We start from the raw sequence: 15,588 nt of genomic DNA, 5'->3' as shown, positions 1-15,588 counted from the left end.
CGCTGAGAGGCCCAGCCGTGACCACCGGTGTCATCGTCCTGATCGTGATCGCAGTGATCGTCGTGATCGCCCTCGTCTGGGGCGTCGCCACGTACAACGGCTTCGTCCGGCTGCGGAACCTGGTGCAGGAGGCGTGGCGGCAGATCGACGTCGAGCTGCATCGTCGCCACGACCTGATCCCGAACCTCGTCGAGAGCGTCAAGGGGTACGCCGCCCACGAGCGCGGCGTCTTCGACGAGGTGGCTCGTGCCCGCGCCGCTGCCGCCGGACCCGCGTCGGGCCCGGCCGAGCAGGCCGCGCAGGAGAACCAGCTCACGCAGGCCCTGGGCCGGCTGTTCGCCGTGGCGGAGGCGTACCCGGTGCTGCGGGCCAGCGAGAACTTCCAGCAGCTGCAGGCGGAGCTGACCAACACCGAGGACCGCATCGCGGCGGGGCGCCGGTTCTACAACGCGAACGTCCGGGAGCTCAACACCAAGGTCGAGACGTTCCCGCCGAACATCATCGCGAACATGTTCCACGTCGAGCGGGCCGAGTACTTCGAGGTCGAGGAGCCCAGCATCCGGGCGGCTCCCGAGGTGAGCTTCTGAGGCTTCACCACCTCAGCTCGACGACGCCCGTCCTGCCCAGCAGGTCGGGCGTCCGTCGTCGGAGCGCGGTCAGACCCGCTCGATGAGGTCCTGCACGGAGTCGAGGATCTCGGTGGGCCGGAACGGGAACGCCTGCACGTCGGCCAGCCGGGTGGACCCGGACAGCACCAGGAACGTGCGCAGCCCGGCCTCGATGCCGGCGACGACGTCGGTGTCCATCCGGTCGCCCACCATGACGGTGGTCTCCGAGTGCGCGTCGATCCGGTTGAGCGCCGAGCGGATCATCATCGGGTTGGGCTTGCCGACGAAGTAGGGCTGACGGCCCGTGGCGGCGCTGATCATCGCGGCGACCGCGCCGGTGGCCGGCAGGTCCCCGTCGGCGGACGGGCCGGTGACGTCGGGGTTGGTGGCGATGAACCGGGCGCCGCCCTGGATCAGGCGGATGGCCTGCGTGATGGCCTCGAACGAGTACGTGCGCGTCTCGCCGAGCACCACGAAGTCGGGCTGCGCGGCGGTCAGCGTGTAGCCGGCCTCGTACAGCGCGGTGGTCAGCCCGGCCTCGCCGATCACGTAGGCGGAGCCGCCGGGCATCTGGTCGGTGAGGAACTGGGCGGTGGCCAGCGCCGAGGTCCAGATGGCGTCCTCGGGGACGTCGATCCCGGAGGCGGCGAGCCGGGCGCGCAGGTCCCGCGTGGTGAAGATCGAGTTGTTCGTGAGGATGAGGAACGGGCGGTCGCCGTCGCGCAGGGCCTTCACGAACTCCGCGGCACCGGGCAGCGCGGTGCCCTCGTGCACGAGGACGCCGTCCATGTCGGACAGCCAGGAACGAATTGCGCGGATCTCCCCGTGCCTCTGGTGCGTCACGCCCCGAAGGCCTTGCGCTCGACCTCGTCACGCTCGGCCTGCTCGTCGTACCGCTCGTCGCGCTCCTCCGGCTGGCCACCCTTGCGACGGGCGCGCAGCAGCTCGACGCCGATGGGGATCACCGAGAGGCCGACCACGACGATCAGCAGGATCTCGATGTTCTCCTTGATGAACGTGAAGTTGCCCAGCCAGTAGCCGAGCAGCGTCACGCCGACCGCCCACAGCAGCGCGCCGATCACGTTGTAGGTGACGAAGTAGCGGTAGCGCATCCCGCCGACTCCGGCGGCGACGGGTGCGTAGGTGCGCACGATGGGCACGAAGCGGGCGACGATGATCGTGCGGCCGCCGTACTTGTCGAAGTAGGCGTAGGTCTGGTCGATGTACTTCTTCTTGAAGAAGCGCGAGTCCGGCTTGTTGAACACCTTTGGCCCGACGGTCCGTCCGATGAGGTAGCCGGTCTGGTCGCCGAGGAACGCGGCGGCGAACAGCACCAGGCAGAGCACCCAGATGTTGATGTCGAGCGAGTCCTGCGCCACCAGGGCCCCGGCGGTGAACAGCAGCGAGTCGCCAGGGAGGATGGGGAACAGCAGCCCCGTCTCGATGAAGATGACGAGCGCGATGCCGATGAGGGCCGCGGTCCCGAACGACTCGATCAGGTGGTCGGCGTTCAGGAAGTCGGGCCCGAGGGCGGCGATCGGTCCGGCGGCCGTGAGGGCGGTCGTCATCAGCATGTGCCCAGAGTACGGGGCGGGTGACGAGCGACCCGTGGGCCATGTGTGCGGACTTCGTGCATCGAGGTGCTGAACAATGGCGCCGTGCGGGCCACAGTGAAGGATGTCGCAGCCCGGGCAGGGGTGTCGCCGAAGACCGTCTCCAACGTGATCCACGGCGTCGTGTACGTGCGCCCGGAGACGCGTGAGCGGGTGGAGCGTGCCCTGGCGGAGCTGGACTACGTCCCCAACCTGGGCGCGCGCGGGCTGCGCAACGGCCGGTACGGGCTGATCGCGCTGGCCCTGCCGGACCTGTCCACGGCGTACTCGGCCGAGCTGGCGCACCACTTCGTCGAGGAGGCGCACTCGCGAGGCTGGTCCCTGCAGATCGAGGAGACGGCGTCAGAGCCAGGCCGCGAGCGCGACCTGCTGTCCCGCGCGCGGTCGCACCTGGTCGACGGTCTGGTGCTCAACCCGGTCTCCCTCGCGGACTCCGCCGTCCCGGCGGTGCCGGGGCCGCTGCCGCCGACCGTGCTCATCGGTGAGGTCGTCCAGGACCGGGCCGACCACGTGGGCGTGGACAGCGTGCAGGCGTCCCGGGACATGACGGAGCACCTGCTGGCGACGGGCCGGCGCCGGATCGCCGCGGTGGGCACGCCACCGGTGGGCGTGGAGTCCGCGGCGGCCCGGCAGCGCACCGAGGGGTACCGGGCGGCTCTTGCGGCGGCCGGTGCGACGCACGACCCTGAGCTCGAGGTCCCCGTGCACCACTGGACGACCGAACGCGCGGTGGAGGCCACGCGGGCCTACCTGGCGCGGCACCCGGTGCCCGAGGCGTTCCTCTGCTTCACGGACTCGATGGCGCTCGGCGTGCTGAACGTCCTGTGGGAGCGCGGGCTGCGGGTGCCCGACGACGTCGCGGTGGCGGGGTTCGACGACGTCGCCGCCGCCCGGTACGCCGTGCCTCCGCTGACAACGGTGGCGTTCGACCTGCGCGGGTACGCGGTGGCCGCGCTGGACCTGCTGAGCGAGCGCATCGCCGAGCCGGACCTGCCCCCGCGGCAGCTGGTGTACCCCCACCGGATCGTCGTCCGGGCCAGCACGGGCTGACGTCCTGGCTGGTCAGGGGCGTCTTCGTCCTTCGGTGTGCGGCGTGGTTCTAACGATGTAATGATGCGAACCGGACACGGCGACGACGCCGTTCCCGGCTACCGACGACGACGTCGGACGTGTCTCACGAAGGAGTGAGGGCATGGCATCGCACCACCTCGCGCGGCCGCGCACCGCCGCCGCAGGCCCACCGACCAGCCCCGGTCCGGGCATCACCCGTCGCCAGATGCTCCTGGGCTCGCTGGCGGCAGTCGGCGGCGTCGCTGCCGCCTCGTCGCTCGCCGGCTGCTCACCGGCGACCGCATCGGCCGCCGGCGTCAACGAGCTGGCCTACTGGCACCTGCTCAGCGGCGGAGACGGCATCAACATGGCGGGCCTCGTCGAGGACGTCAACGCGATGGACCACGGCTACCAGGCCACCCAGACCGTGCTGGCCTGGGGGGCGCCGTACTACACCAAGCTCGCCATGGCGAGCGTCGGCGGTCGGTCGCCCGACGTCGCGATCATGCACGCGTCACGCGTCGCGGGGTACGCACCCGGCGGGCTGCTCGACCCGTGGGACCTCGACCTGCTCGCCGAGTTCGGGGTGCAGGAGTCGGACTTCCTCGAGCGCGTGTGGGCCAAGGGCGGGCTGGAGGGCGAGCAGTTCTCCATCGCGCTCGACTCGCACCCGTTCGTCATGATGTACAACCTCGACGTCGCCGAGCAGGCCGGGGCGCTCGGCCCCGACGGGCAGCTGGCGCCGATCGAGAGCCCGGAGCAGTTCCTCGAGGTCGCCCGTGCGATGCAGGCAGTCACGGGCAAGCACGGCCTGTCGTACGGCTACCTGGGCGACGGCGCGCAGATGTGGCGGCTGTTCTACACGTTCTACAAGCAGCACGACGCGGAGTTCGACCTGTCCGGTCCCCGGGCCGAGGTCGACCAGGACGCCGCGGTGGCGTCGCTCGAGTTCATCCAGCAGCTGCTCGACGGCACCATCGCCACCCAGAGCGGTGACTACGGCACCGCGGTCTCGGAGTTCATGTCCGGCGAGAGCGGGCTGTTCTTCACCGGCGTGTGGGAGCTGCCGACCGCCATCAACTCGGGGCTGCGGTTCGACGCCCAGCCGATCCCGACGCTGTTCGGCACACCTGCCGCCTACGCCGACTCGCACGCGTTCACGCTGCCGCACCAGTCGAGCCCCGACCCCGAGCAGCGGCGGGCCAGCTATGAGTTCGTCGCCGACCTGCTGAAGAACTCGTTCGGGTGGGCCGAGGCGGGGCACATCCCCGCGTTCCAGCCCGTCGTGCAGAGCCCCGACTACCAGAACCTCATCCCGCAGGCCCACTACGCGCCGGCGGCCGAGATCCTCAACTACGACCCCGAGGCGTGGTTCACGGGATCGGGCAGCGACTTCCAGAACTACTTCCTGGAGACCGTGCAGGGCGTGTACCTCAACGGCTCCGACCCCGCGGACGGCTTCAACGCGTTCGTCCGCCGCGTCAACGTCCAGCTCGACAAGCCGAACCCGGTGTGACCCCGAAGGAGCCGACCGTGTCTTCTGCAACCGTCGATGTCACCGGCGCCCCGCCGCGCACCACGTCGCCCGACGAGATCAGGCGCGGGGAGCGGGAACGCCGAGCCCGTGACAACCGCATCGGCTGGGCGTTCGTCGCCCCGTTCGTCGTCGTCTTCGTGATGTTCCTGATCTGGCCCCTGGTCCACGGCTTCTACCTCAGCTTCACGGCGGAGAGCATCACCGGCGCCGGTGGCGAGCTGATCGGCTTCGACAACTACGCCGAGGCCCTGCGCGACCCGATCATGTGGCGCTCGCTGCTGAACACCCTGTGGTTCACGGTGCTGTCGACCATCCCGCTGGTGATCGTCTCGCTGATCCTCGCCCTGCTCGTGCACCAGGGGCTCCCGGGCCAGTGGCTGTGGCGGCTCTCCTTCTTCATGCCGTTCCTGCTGGCGTCCACGGTCGCCGCGCAGTTCTGGATCTGGATGTACAACCCGCAGCTGGGCCTCGTGAACTACGTGCTCGGGGCGGTGGGTGTGGAGCAGATCGCCTGGCTGCAGGACCCGCAGTGGGCGATGCTCGCGGTCGTCGTCATGACGCTCTGGTGGACCGTCGGCTTCAACTTCCTGCTCTACCTGACGGCGCTGCAGAACATCCCCGAGCAGCAGTACGAGGCGTCCGCGCTGGACGGGGCCGGCCGGTGGCGGCAGCTGCGCTCCATCACGATCCCGCAGCTCGGCCCGACGACCGTCCTCATCGTGATCCTGCAGATCCTGGCGTCGCTCAAGGTCTTCGACCAGATCTACATCATGACCCAGGGCGGACCCGGCGGTGCGACCCGCCCCGTGGTCCAGTACGTCTTCGAGAGCGGGTTCACCGGCTACCGGTTCGGGTACGCCTCGGCGATCGCCTACATCTTCTTCGCCCTCATCGTCATCATCTCGATCGGCCAGATGCGGCTGACGACCCGGAGGAGTGCGTGATGACCACCGCCGTGCAGAGCACCCAGCCTCAGCCCGCACCGGTCGGCCCTCGCGGTCCCCGTCGGCCGCGCGGCCGCTTCGCCGACAAGGCCGGGCTGCGGACCGGCGAGCGCTTCGTGAGCCCCGGCCGCATCGGCGCCATCGTGGCCCTGGTCGTCCTCGCCGTGGTGTGGCTGCTGCCCTTCCTGTGGGCCGTCGCCACGTCGTTCAAGACCGAGACGGCGGCGGCAGCGACGCCCGTGACGTGGCTGCCCCCCGACGGCTTCACGACGGAGGCGTACGAGAGGGTCCTGAACGAGGGGAACATCCCGCTGTGGACCTGGAACAGCCTGGTCACCGCGGTGGCGATCACGATCATCACGGTCGTGGTGACGGCCCTGGCCGCCTACGCGTTCTCCCGGCTCGACTTCACCGGCCGGCGCTGGCTGTTCTGGGGGATCATCGCGTCGATCATCATCCCGCCGCAGGTGCTCATCGTCCCGCTGTTCTACGAGATGCTCACGCTCAACCTGATCGACACCTACTGGGCCGTGATCCTGCCGCAGACGGTCCACCCGGCCATGGTGTTCATCCTGAAGAAGTTCTTCGACCAGGTGCCCGTCGAGCTCGAGGACGCGGCCCGGATCGATGGTGCGGGACGCCTCCGGGTGTTCTGGTCGATCCTGCTGCCCCTGTCCCGGCCGATCCTCGCGGCCGTCTCGATGTTCGTGTTCATCGCGGCCTGGAACAACTTCCTCTGGCCGTTCATCGCGACGAGCGACGCGACGCTGATGACGCTGCCCGTCGGCCTGCAGACGGTGAAGAGCGCGTACGGCCTGCAGTACGCGCAGGTCATGGCCTCGGCCGTGCTCGCGGCGCTGCCGCTGGTCGTCGTCTTCCTGTTCTTCCAGCGCCAGATCATCAAGGGCTTCGCCACGACCGGCTTCGGCGGTCAGTAACACCCGCACACCGAGACATCCAAGGAGCTCCATGTCCCGCGCACGTGTCACCCTCGACCGCGACTTCGTCGTCGGGCCCGTCCCTCGCCGGATCTTCGGGTCGTTCGTCGAGCACATGGGCCGGTGCGTCTACACCGGCATCTACGAGCCCGGCCATCCCGCGGCCGACGAGCAGGGCTTCCGGCGGGACGTCCTGGACCTGGTCAAGGAGCTGGGTGCGACCGTCATCCGGTACCCCGGCGGCAACTTCGTCTCCGGGTACAAGTGGGAGGACGGCGTCGGCCCCGAGCGACCGCGTCGTCTGGACGGTGCCTGGCACACGGTCGAGACCAACGCGTTCGGCCTGCACGAGTTCGTCGACTGGGCACGGGTGGCCGGCGTCGAGGTCATGGAGGCCGTGAACCTGGGCACCCGGGGCGTCGAGGAGGCGCGCGCTCTCGTCGAGTACGCCAACCACCCCGGCGGCACCGAGCTGTCCGACCTGCGCCGCAAGAACGGCCACGAGGACCCGTTCGACATCCGCCTGTGGTGCCTGGGCAACGAGATGGACGGTCCCTGGCAGATGGGTGCCAAGACGGCCGACGAGTACGGCCGGCTGGCGCAGGAGGCGGCCAAGGCCATGCGCCTGGTGGACCCCCGCATCGAGCTGGTCGCGTGCGGCTCGTCGAACTCCGGGATGCCGACGTTCGGCGCGTGGGAGCAGACGGTGCTCGGGCACACGTACGAGCAGGTCGACTACATCTCGCTGCACGCCTACTACCAGGAGCACGACGGCGACCACGCGAGCTTCCTGGCCAGTGCCGTGGACATGGACTACTTCATCGAGTCCGTGGTCGCCACGGCCGACGCCGTCCGGGCCAAGGGCAAGCACAAGAAGCACATCAACCTGTCGTTCGACGAGTGGAACGTCTGGTACCAGCGGGGCAAGGACTCCCTGGACCAGCCGCACGTCATCGAGCGCGAGGGAGTGTGGCGGGAGCACCCGCGGATCATCGAGGACGAGTACAACGTGACCGACGCCGTGGTCGTGGGCACGTTCCTCAACTCGCTGCTCCGTCACGGCGACCGGGTGACGGTGGCCAACCAGGCGCAGCTGGTCAACGTCATCGCGCCCATCCGCTCCGAGGAGGGCGGCCCGGCGTGGCGGCAGTCGATCTTCTGGCCGTTCGCGCGGACGGCGGCGCTGGCCCGCGGGGTCATCCTGCGGACGGCGGTGACCTCGGACCGGTACGACACCACCGTGTTCGACGCCGTGGACCTGGTCGACGTGTCGGCCACCTGGGACGAGGAGCAGGGCCGCGTGGCGCTGTTCCTGGCGCACCGGGGTCTCGACGAGGACGCGGAGGTCACGGTCGACCTGCGCGGCTGGTCCGCGGGCCAGGTCGCCCGCGCCGAGGTGCTGACCGTGCCCGAGGGCGGTGACCGGCACACCACCAATGCGCAGGACGCGCAGGACCGGGTCGGCCTGCGTCCGCTCGAGGGCGTGCAGACCGACGGCGGCACCGTGACCCTGCGGCTGCCTCCGCTCTCCTGGGCGGTCGTGGAGCTGGAGGTCACGCGCGCCTGACCGGGTGCGGCGACCCGGCCCGGGCGGGTCCCGGGTCGGTCGCCGCTACCGTGGCGCCCGTGGACGAGGAGCGCGCAGAGGTCGGGGTCGGCCCGTGGGTGGGCGAGTGGCCCTCGGATGCGCGGTACGACCCCGCACTCCTCGCCGAGGGCGACCGCCGCAACGTCGTCGACCGGTACCGCTACTGGACGGTCGAGGCGATCGTCGCCGACCTGGACACCCGCCGGCACCCCTTCCACGTGGCGATCGAGAACTGGGCGCACGACCTCAACATCGGCTCGGTCGTGCGGACCGCGAACGCGTTCCTGGCGGCCGAGGTGCACATCGTCGGCAACCGCCGCTGGAACCGCCGGGGCGCCATGGTGACCGACCGGTACCAGCACGTCCGGCACCACCCGACCGTCGAGGACCTGGTCGCCTGGGCGGCCGGGGAGGGGCTGCCGGTCCTCGGCGTCGACAACCTGCCGGGCTCGGTGGCCCTGGAGGGCTACCCGCTGCCGCGCGCGTGCGTCCTGCTGTTCGGGCAGGAGTCCGTCGGGCTGTCGGACGCCGCCCGCGCCGCCGCCGTGGACGTCCTGCACATCGCCCAGTTCGGCTCCACCCGCTCGATCAACGCCGGTGCGGCGGCTGCGATCGCCATGCACGCCTGGGTCGCGCAGCACGCCTGAGGGGTGGGACGGGCGGCGGCGCGGATGCGCAGCCGTGCCAGAATCTTTCTGATACCGCCCCCCTACGCGCAGGAGATGCTGCAGATGGCCATCGCCACCCCCGAGGTCTACGCCGAGATGATCGACCGGGCGAAGGCAGGCAAGTTCGCCTACCCGGCCGTGAACGTCACGTCGTCCCAGAGCGTCACCGCCGCGCTGCAGGGCTTCGCCGAGGCGGAGTCCGACGGCATCATCCAGGTGTCCGTCGGCGGCGCCGAGTACGCGGCCGGCTCGACCGTCAAGGACCGCATCGCCGGCTCGCTCGCCCTCGCCGCGTACGCGGCCGAGGTGGCCAAGGGCTACCCGGTCACCGTCGCGCTGCACACCGACCACTGCGCCAAGCAGAACCTGGACTCCTGGGTCCGCCCGCTGCTCGCGCTCGAGATCGAGCAGGTCAAGGCCGGCAAGCTCCCCACGTTCCAGTCGCACATGTGGGACGGCTCGTCCGTGCCGCTGGACGAGAACCTGGTCATCGCCGAGGAGCTCCTCGAGCTCTCGGTGCAGGCCCGCACGATCCTCGAGATCGAGGTCGGCGTGGTCGGTGGCGAGGAGGACGGCCACACCGCCGAGATCAACGACAAGCTCTACACCACGGTCGAGGACGGCCTGGCCACGGTCAAGGCGCTCGGTGCGGGCGAGAAGGGCCGCTACCTGACGGCCCTCACGTTCGGCAACGTGCACGGCGTCTACAAGCCCGGCGCGGTCAAGCTGCGTCCGTCGATCCTCGCCGAGATCCAGAAGGCCGTCGGCGACGCCATCGGCAAGGAGAACCCGTTCGACCTGGTGTTCCACGGTGGCTCCGGCTCGACCGAGGCCGAGATCGCCGAGGCCGTCGACAACGGCGTCATCAAGATGAACATCGACACGGACACGCAGTACGCGTTCAGCCGTCCGGTGGCGGACCACTTCTTCCGCAACTACGACGGCGTGCTCAAGGTCGACGGCGAGGTGGGCAACAAGAAGGCCTACGACCCGCGCGCCTGGGGCAAGCTCGCCGAGGCCGGCATGGCCCAGCGCATCGCGGAGGCCTCGCGCCAGCTCCGCTCGGCCGGGCACACGCTCGGCGCCTGACGCCGACCACGAGGAAGGCCCCGGACATCGTGTCCGGGGCCTTTCTCAGTTGGTGCTCTCTCCGACCGGTTGGAACCCGGCCTCGTCACCTTCGACGACGTCCAGGAGCTCACCGATCCGCGTGACCTCGAGGAGGAAGCGCACGGTGGGCGGCACCCGCAGGAGGCGCACGCGGTGCTGGGACCGGATGGAGAGGCGCGCCAGGAAGGCCACCCCCGACGAGTCCATGAACGTGACGTGGTGGGCGTCGACCTCGATGGGCAGGCCGACCTGCTCGGCCTCCGCCGTCGCCTCCTGCAGCTCGGGACCGAGGTCGGCGTCGACCTCGCCCGAGAGCACGATGCGGGTGGCGTCCGTCCCCACGATGACCTGGACCGCTCCGGGCTCGCCCACGATCGCGGCACCCTGGTCGGCCTGCGAGACGTCCGCAGGCCCGTCGGGGATCGTGCTGTTACCGTCGCGCACGGCGCTCCTTTCAGCTACTTCCGCCAGGCCCGCGCCGCTTCTCGACTACTTGCCTGTTCGGAACGCTAGACGATCGGAGGTGGTGGTGGTCAACTCCCACGCCTCACCCCTTCCGGATCAGGCCCTCGCCGAGGTGCGGGACCGGGCCCTCAAGTCCACTTCCGTGCCGATGGCCCTGCTGGATGCGGCGGGGACGAATCTGCCCGTGATCTGGGTGAACGACGCGTTCGAGCGGGTCACCGGCTACGGCGTGGAGGAGGCGCGGAGCCGCCAGACGGCTGTGCTGGACGACACCCCGTTCCACCAGGACGACATCGCCCGTCTGGCGGACGAGCTGCGAGCAGGGCGGGAGATCGCGCACACGATCGTCCTGCGGCGCGCGGACGGCACCCGGCTGGCGTGCCGCGCGCACCTGTCCCCGGTCCGCGACGCCGGTGACGGTGCGCTGACCCACTGGGTCGCCGCGCTCCAGGACCTCACCGAGCAGCTCTCGCACGACGCCGAGCAGGCCGCGATGGTGGAGACGGAGCGGCGCGAGCGGCGCAGCCTCGGCCTCATCGCGCAGGTCTCGGACCTCCTGATGGACGTCGACGACCCGCACGCCCTGCGGGAGATCGCGACCATCCTGCGCCGGGCCGTCGTCGGCTGGGCGGCGTTCTACCTCAACGACGGCGGCCTGCGCGTCGCCGACGGGATCGACGCGGGACGCCCGCCCACGGGGAAGGGCTCGCGGCACGGGGACGTGCAGGCGGTGGGGGAGGTGGGGCCCGACGTGGTCCAGCAGCTCCTCGACGCCGAGATCGACCGGCCGGTCGAGCTCGCGCTCGGCGGCTCCTACGGTGACGGCAGCGCGTCGGCGTGGCTCGCGCAGCAGGCCGACGCCCAGCTGGGTCCCGCCGATGACGCCACGGAGCGTTCCGTCCTGGTGTTCCCGCTGCCCGGCCGCCGACGGGTGCTCGGGGTGCTGGTCGTGCACCCGCACGGCGGCCACGGGCTGCGTGATCTCGAGCCGTCGGTGCGCACCGTCCTGGACCTCACGGCCCGCCGCGTCGGTCTCGTCATCGACAACGCCCGCCTCTACGACCGCGAGCACCGGCTTGCGGAGACGCTCCAGCGGGCCATGCTCCCGGAGCAGGCCGAGGTCGACGGCCTGGACGTGTGGACGTACTACGCGCCCAACTCGGAGAACGCCCAGGTGGGCGGCGACTGGTACGACGTGCTGCAGGTCAGCCAGGACGTGATCGGCGTCGTCATCGGGGACGTCGTCGGGCACGACGTCGAGGCGGCGGCGTCGATGGGCCAGCTGCGCTCGGTCGTCCGCTCCTACATCTTCGACATCACGACGCCCGGTCCGGTGCTGGAGCGGGTCGACCAGCTGGTGGCCGGCATGCGGGTGCCGCGCCCGGCGGGACTCGTGCTGTCCACGCTGACCCGGTCCGAGCAGGTCTGGCGGCTGGAGTACTCGCGGGCGGGTCACCTCCCCGCGCTCCTCGTCCGCGCGGGCGTGGTCACCCAGCTCGACGCCGCCGGGGGTCCGCTGATCGGCTTCGGGGGCGTGCCCCGGACCACCGGCACGGTCGAGCTGGAGCCCGGCGACGTCGTCGTCTACTACACCGACGGCCTGATCGAGCGGCGTGACCGCGGCCTGCGGGACGGGCTCGCCGCCCTGTCGGCGGTGGCCGCGGCCGTCACCGCGCGGGACGCCGCGGGGGTCGGTGAGGAGCTGCTGTCCCGGCTCGCGGACCACCCCGAGGACGACGTCGCCGTCGTCGTGGTCCGTGTGCCGTCGCCGCTGGACACCGCCGAGCGCACGCGCAGCCCCCGCCGGCGCCGGTGGTCGCTGCCGAGCGAGGCGGCGTCGATCGGTCGCGCGCGGCACGCCGTGGTGCGGACCTGCCAGGCGTGGGGGATCGAGGACGCCGCGAACGCCGAGCTGGTGGTCTCCGAGCTCGTCGCGAACGCCGTCCTGCACGGGTTCGGGCACGTGTCGCTGCAGCTCTACGACACGGGTGACGGCCTGCGCATCGAGGTCGAGGACGCCAACCCGGCACCGCCGGTCACCACGGACGGGCACCCCGGGCGGGTCGGGGGCTTCGGCATGCAGATCGTCGAGCGGCTGGCCGACTGGGGCTGGCGGCAGTCGCGCGGCGGCAAGCTGGTGTGGGCGAAGGTGCGGCCGGGGTCGCTCCCGGCAGGTGGCCGCTAGGCGGGAGCGGAGGCGCCGTCGGGACGGCGGAAGTCCGACTGCTCGACGCCCGACTCGCACCGGTGGTCGGTGTCGATGCGGAACAGGTCGAGCGCGCCGCAGATCTCGATGACGAACAGGTCCCGCGGGTCCGCGCCGCGCAGGACGGTCGCTCCGCCCCGCTTGCGGCCGGCGTCCGCCAGCGAGATGAGGAAGGCGGCGCCCGTCGAGTCCATGAACGTCACGCGGCACATGTCGACGACGACGAGCTGGCGGCGCAGGCCCACGACGCGTGCGGCGATCTCCGGGAACTGGTCGCGCTCGGCAAGGTCCAGATCGCCGGCGACGGTCAGGGTCGTCGTCGTCGAGGAGGTGGAGATCTCGATCATGGGCACCCTGTCTGGAGGGGGGAGGTGCAAGCCGAACGGTGGTCCAGGTCGGCGGAACGACTGTAGTCGCGCTCCCAGAGCCGTGCCACCGAGGCACACTGGGCGCATGAGCCACGAGAACCTGCTGGACGGTCCCGCCCCGACCCTGCTGCCCGCCGACGGCCCGGACGCCGACGCCCGCGCCGCGCTGAGCAGCGGCTCCACCCCGCGCGAGGCGGTTCCCGCGGCACCGGCGGCCTCGATCCTGTGGGCCCTGCTGGCCGAGAACGCCCTGGCCAACGACGGCGACCCGGTGGCCGCGTACGCCTACGCCCGCACGGGGTACCACCGCGGTCTGGACGCGCTGCGCCGCGCCGGCTGGCACGGCCGCGGGCCGATCCCCGCGGACCACGCCCCCAACCAGGGGTTCCTGCGGTCGCTGCTCGCGCTCGCGGAGGCCGCGGAGGCCATCGGCGAGTCGGAGGAGGCGACGCGCTGCGAGACGTTCCTCGTCGACAGCGGCACCTCGGTCGAAGAGGTCGCGAACCTGCGGTGACGTGAGCCGACCGGATCGGGATCTGCACGATCCGGTACCCTCTCGGAGTACTGGGTCACTGCCGCCCGGTGCGTGCGCCCGGCAGCCGGAGCGCACCGTAGGCAGGGTGAGAGTGGTGATCTGGATGCCGGCCGTCGTGGTGCTCGGAGCTCAGTGGGGCGACGAGGGCAAGGGCAAGGCGACCGACCAGCTCGGCGCGCGGACCGACTACGTCGTGAAGTTCAACGGCGGGAACAACGCGGGCCACACGGTGGTGATCGGTGGCGAGAAGTACGCCCTGCACCTCCTGCCGTCCGGGATCCTGTCGCCCGGCGTCGTCCCCGTCATCGGCAACGGCGTCGTCGTGGACATCGAGGTGCTGTTCGAGGAGATCGACGCGCTCGAGGCCCGCGGCGTGGACACGTCGGCCCTCAAGGTCTCGTCGGCGGCCCACGTGATCGCCCCGTACAACCGCACGCTCGACAAGGTCACCGAGCGGTTCCTGGGCAAGCGCCGCATCGGCACCACCGGCCGCGGCATCGGCCCCGCGTACTCCGACAAGATCAACCGCGTCGGCATCCGCATCCAGGACCTGTTCGACGAGAAGATCCTGCGGGAGAAGGTCGAGGGCGCCCTCGACCAGAAGAACCACCTGCTGGTGAAGGTCTACAACCGCCGGGCCATCACGGTCGACGAGACGGTCGACGACCTGCTGCGCCACGCCGAGCGCCTGCACCCGCTGGTCGCCGACACCCCGCTCCTGCTGAACACCGCGCTCGACGAGGGCAAGACGCTCGTCTTCGAGGCCGGCCAGGCCACCATGCTCGACGTCGACCACGGCACGTACCCGTTCGTCACGTCCTCGTCGGCCACGGCCGGCGGCGCGTGCACGGGCTCGGGCGTGGGCCCGACGAGGATCGACCGCGTGGTCGCCGTCGCCAAGGCGTACACCACCCGCGTGGGCGAGGGGCCGTTCCCGACGGAGCTCCTCGACGACGACGGCGAGTGGCTGCGCCAGACCGGCGGCGAGTTCGGCACCACGACCGGGCGCCCGCGCCGCACCGGCTGGTACGACGCGGTCGTGGTCCGCTACGCCAGCCGCGTCAACGGGCTGACGGACCTGGTGGTCACCAAGCTCGACGTGCTGACCGGCCGGGACAAGATCCCCGTGGCCGTGGCGTACGACGTCAAGGGCCGCCGGTTCGACGAGATGCCGTACGACCAGTCGGACTTCCACCACGCGACGCCCGTGTACGAGTACCTCGACGGCTGGTCGGAGGACATCTCCGGGGCGCGCGAGTTCGACGACCTGCCGGCCGCGGCGCAGCGCTACCTGCTGCGGCTGGAGGAGATCTCGGGTGCCCGGATCTCCTCGATCGGCGTCGGACCGGGCCGCGAGGCCACGATCGTCCGGCACGAGCTGCTCAGCTGACGTCGCCCGACACGCGGGCGTGCAGGTGCATGTCGTGCCAGCCGTCCGCGTGCAGGGCGTCGCCCCGCTTGGTGCCCTCGAGCCGGAAGCCGGCTCGGGTGGCCACGGCGCACGACGCGGGGTTGTCGACCGAGTGGTCGACCTCGATCCGGTGCAGGCCGAGGGTGTCGAACGCCCACGCGCCCAGGGTGGCCAGCGCGGTGGTGGCCACGCCACGGCCGCGTGCCTGCGGCAGCACCCAGTAGGAGACGTCCGAGCGACCGTCACCGTGGTCGAGCGACCGCAGGCTGATCTGGCCCACGACCTGGTCGGCGAGCGCCAGGGCCCAGCCCGCGCCGGTCTCGGCGTGCCAGCGGCCTGACCACGACGCGATCCACGCGCCGGCCTCGTCCGCGTCCATCGACCGGGCGTGCCACCGCCGGATGTCGGGGTCGGCGTAGGCCGCGACCACCGCCGCGGCGTCGTCGGCGTGCCACGGGCGGAGCCGCAGACCGCCGGCGTCGAGCACCGGCTGGGTCAGGTCGCGCAGGGTCCCGGGGGCGATCGCGGGCGAGGTCAGGCGGGGCAC

The 15,588-nt window shown here is 71.2% G+C and carries 16 protein-coding genes; 11 read left to right on the top strand and 5 right to left on the bottom strand.

The features are described from left to right. The first annotated feature begins 44 nt into the window (after window positions 1–44). On the top strand, window positions 45–587 hold the full coding sequence (locus CXY01_RS04150) for a LemA family protein (protein WP_246125027.1): 543 nt from the start codon (window positions 45–47) through the stop codon (window positions 585–587). 69 nt (window positions 588–656) lie between these two features. Here CXY01_RS04150 and CXY01_RS04145 read toward each other — a convergent pair whose 3' ends face one another. Both CXY01_RS04145 and CXY01_RS04140 read right to left on the bottom strand, forming a co-directional pair. Continuing rightward, entirely contained in the window at window positions 657–1,397 is a 741-nt protein-coding gene (locus tag CXY01_RS04145; RefSeq protein WP_146925791.1) for an HAD-IIA family hydrolase, read from the bottom strand. Window positions 1,398–1,447: 50 nt separating this feature from the next. Beyond that, window positions 1,448–2,182 carry a VTT domain-containing protein gene (locus tag CXY01_RS04140; protein WP_146925790.1) on the bottom strand — a complete coding sequence of 245 codons (735 nt, stop codon included), beginning with the start codon at window positions 2,180–2,182 and terminating at the stop codon, window positions 1,448–1,450. Between the two features lie 84 nt (window positions 2,183–2,266). On the opposite strand from CXY01_RS04140, the gene CXY01_RS04135 reads away from it, so the two are divergent. The 7 genes from CXY01_RS04135 (at window position 2,267) to fbaA (ending at window position 10,035) form a co-directional block, all read left to right on the top strand. Continuing rightward, window positions 2,267–3,271: a LacI family DNA-binding transcriptional regulator gene (locus CXY01_RS04135; RefSeq protein WP_146925789.1), complete on the top strand. Its 1,005-nt coding sequence runs from the start codon at window positions 2,267–2,269 to the stop codon at window positions 3,269–3,271. A 142-nt stretch (window positions 3,272–3,413) separates the two neighbouring features. Continuing rightward, complete coding sequence (locus tag CXY01_RS04130) at window positions 3,414–4,787, top strand: extracellular solute-binding protein (protein ID WP_146925788.1); 1,374 nt, start codon at window positions 3,414–3,416, stop codon at window positions 4,785–4,787. A 17-nt stretch (window positions 4,788–4,804) separates the two neighbouring features. Next, a complete protein-coding gene (locus CXY01_RS04125) occupies window positions 4,805–5,752 on the top strand; it encodes a carbohydrate ABC transporter permease (protein WP_146925787.1) in 948 nt (315 codons plus the stop codon). After that, window positions 5,752–6,690, top strand: coding sequence for a carbohydrate ABC transporter permease (locus tag CXY01_RS04120; protein WP_146925786.1), 939 nt, complete (start codon window positions 5,752–5,754; stop codon window positions 6,688–6,690). Before CXY01_RS04125 ends, CXY01_RS04120 begins: the two co-directional genes overlap by 1 nt. Before the next feature lie 31 nt (window positions 6,691–6,721). After that, window positions 6,722–8,257, top strand: coding sequence for an arabinosylfuranosidase ArfA (gene arfA, locus CXY01_RS04115; protein WP_146925785.1), 1,536 nt, complete (start codon window positions 6,722–6,724; stop codon window positions 8,255–8,257). Between the two features lie 59 nt (window positions 8,258–8,316). Next, complete coding sequence (locus tag CXY01_RS04110; protein ID WP_246125025.1) at window positions 8,317–8,925, top strand: TrmH family RNA methyltransferase; 609 nt, start codon at window positions 8,317–8,319, stop codon at window positions 8,923–8,925. An 84-nt stretch (window positions 8,926–9,009) separates the two neighbouring features. Then, entirely contained in the window at window positions 9,010–10,035 is a 1,026-nt protein-coding gene (gene fbaA / locus CXY01_RS04105) for a class II fructose-bisphosphate aldolase (RefSeq protein WP_146925783.1), read from the top strand. 45 nt (window positions 10,036–10,080) lie between these two features. On the opposite strand, the gene CXY01_RS04100 is transcribed toward fbaA, so the two are convergent. Next, window positions 10,081–10,500, bottom strand: coding sequence for an STAS domain-containing protein (locus tag CXY01_RS04100; protein WP_246125023.1), 420 nt, complete (start codon window positions 10,498–10,500; stop codon window positions 10,081–10,083). 79 nt (window positions 10,501–10,579) lie between these two features. On the opposite strand from CXY01_RS04100, the gene CXY01_RS04095 reads away from it, so the two are divergent. After that, a complete protein-coding gene (locus tag CXY01_RS04095; protein WP_307724379.1) occupies window positions 10,580–12,706 on the top strand; it encodes a SpoIIE family protein phosphatase in 2,127 nt (708 codons plus the stop codon). On the opposite strand, the gene CXY01_RS04090 is transcribed toward CXY01_RS04095, so the two are convergent. Continuing rightward, complete coding sequence (locus CXY01_RS04090; protein WP_146925781.1) at window positions 12,703–13,074, bottom strand: STAS domain-containing protein; 372 nt, start codon at window positions 13,072–13,074, stop codon at window positions 12,703–12,705. The genes CXY01_RS04095 and CXY01_RS04090 overlap by 4 nt on opposite strands. Before the next feature lie 106 nt (window positions 13,075–13,180). Between CXY01_RS04090 and CXY01_RS04085 the strand changes: the two genes are divergently transcribed. Beyond that, on the top strand, window positions 13,181–13,609 hold the full coding sequence (locus CXY01_RS04085; protein ID WP_146925780.1) for a DUF3151 domain-containing protein: 429 nt from the start codon (window positions 13,181–13,183) through the stop codon (window positions 13,607–13,609). A 124-nt stretch (window positions 13,610–13,733) separates the two neighbouring features. Then, complete coding sequence (locus tag CXY01_RS04080; RefSeq protein WP_146926091.1) at window positions 13,734–15,020, top strand: adenylosuccinate synthase; 1,287 nt, start codon at window positions 13,734–13,736, stop codon at window positions 15,018–15,020. Here CXY01_RS04080 and CXY01_RS04075 read toward each other — a convergent pair. Continuing rightward, window positions 15,013–15,588, bottom strand: coding sequence for a GNAT family N-acetyltransferase (locus tag CXY01_RS04075; protein WP_146925779.1), 576 nt, complete (start codon window positions 15,586–15,588; stop codon window positions 15,013–15,015). The two genes, CXY01_RS04080 and CXY01_RS04075, sit on opposite strands and share 8 nt — an antisense overlap.

Origin of the sequence: Cellulomonas xylanilytica (assembly GCF_007989805.1) — a bacterium.
GTDB classification, from domain to species: domain Bacteria; phylum Actinomycetota; class Actinomycetes; order Actinomycetales; family Cellulomonadaceae; genus Cellulomonas; species Cellulomonas xylanilytica.
Note: the sequence above shows the minus strand (reverse complement) of the source record. Positions and strands in the feature narration are given on the sequence as shown.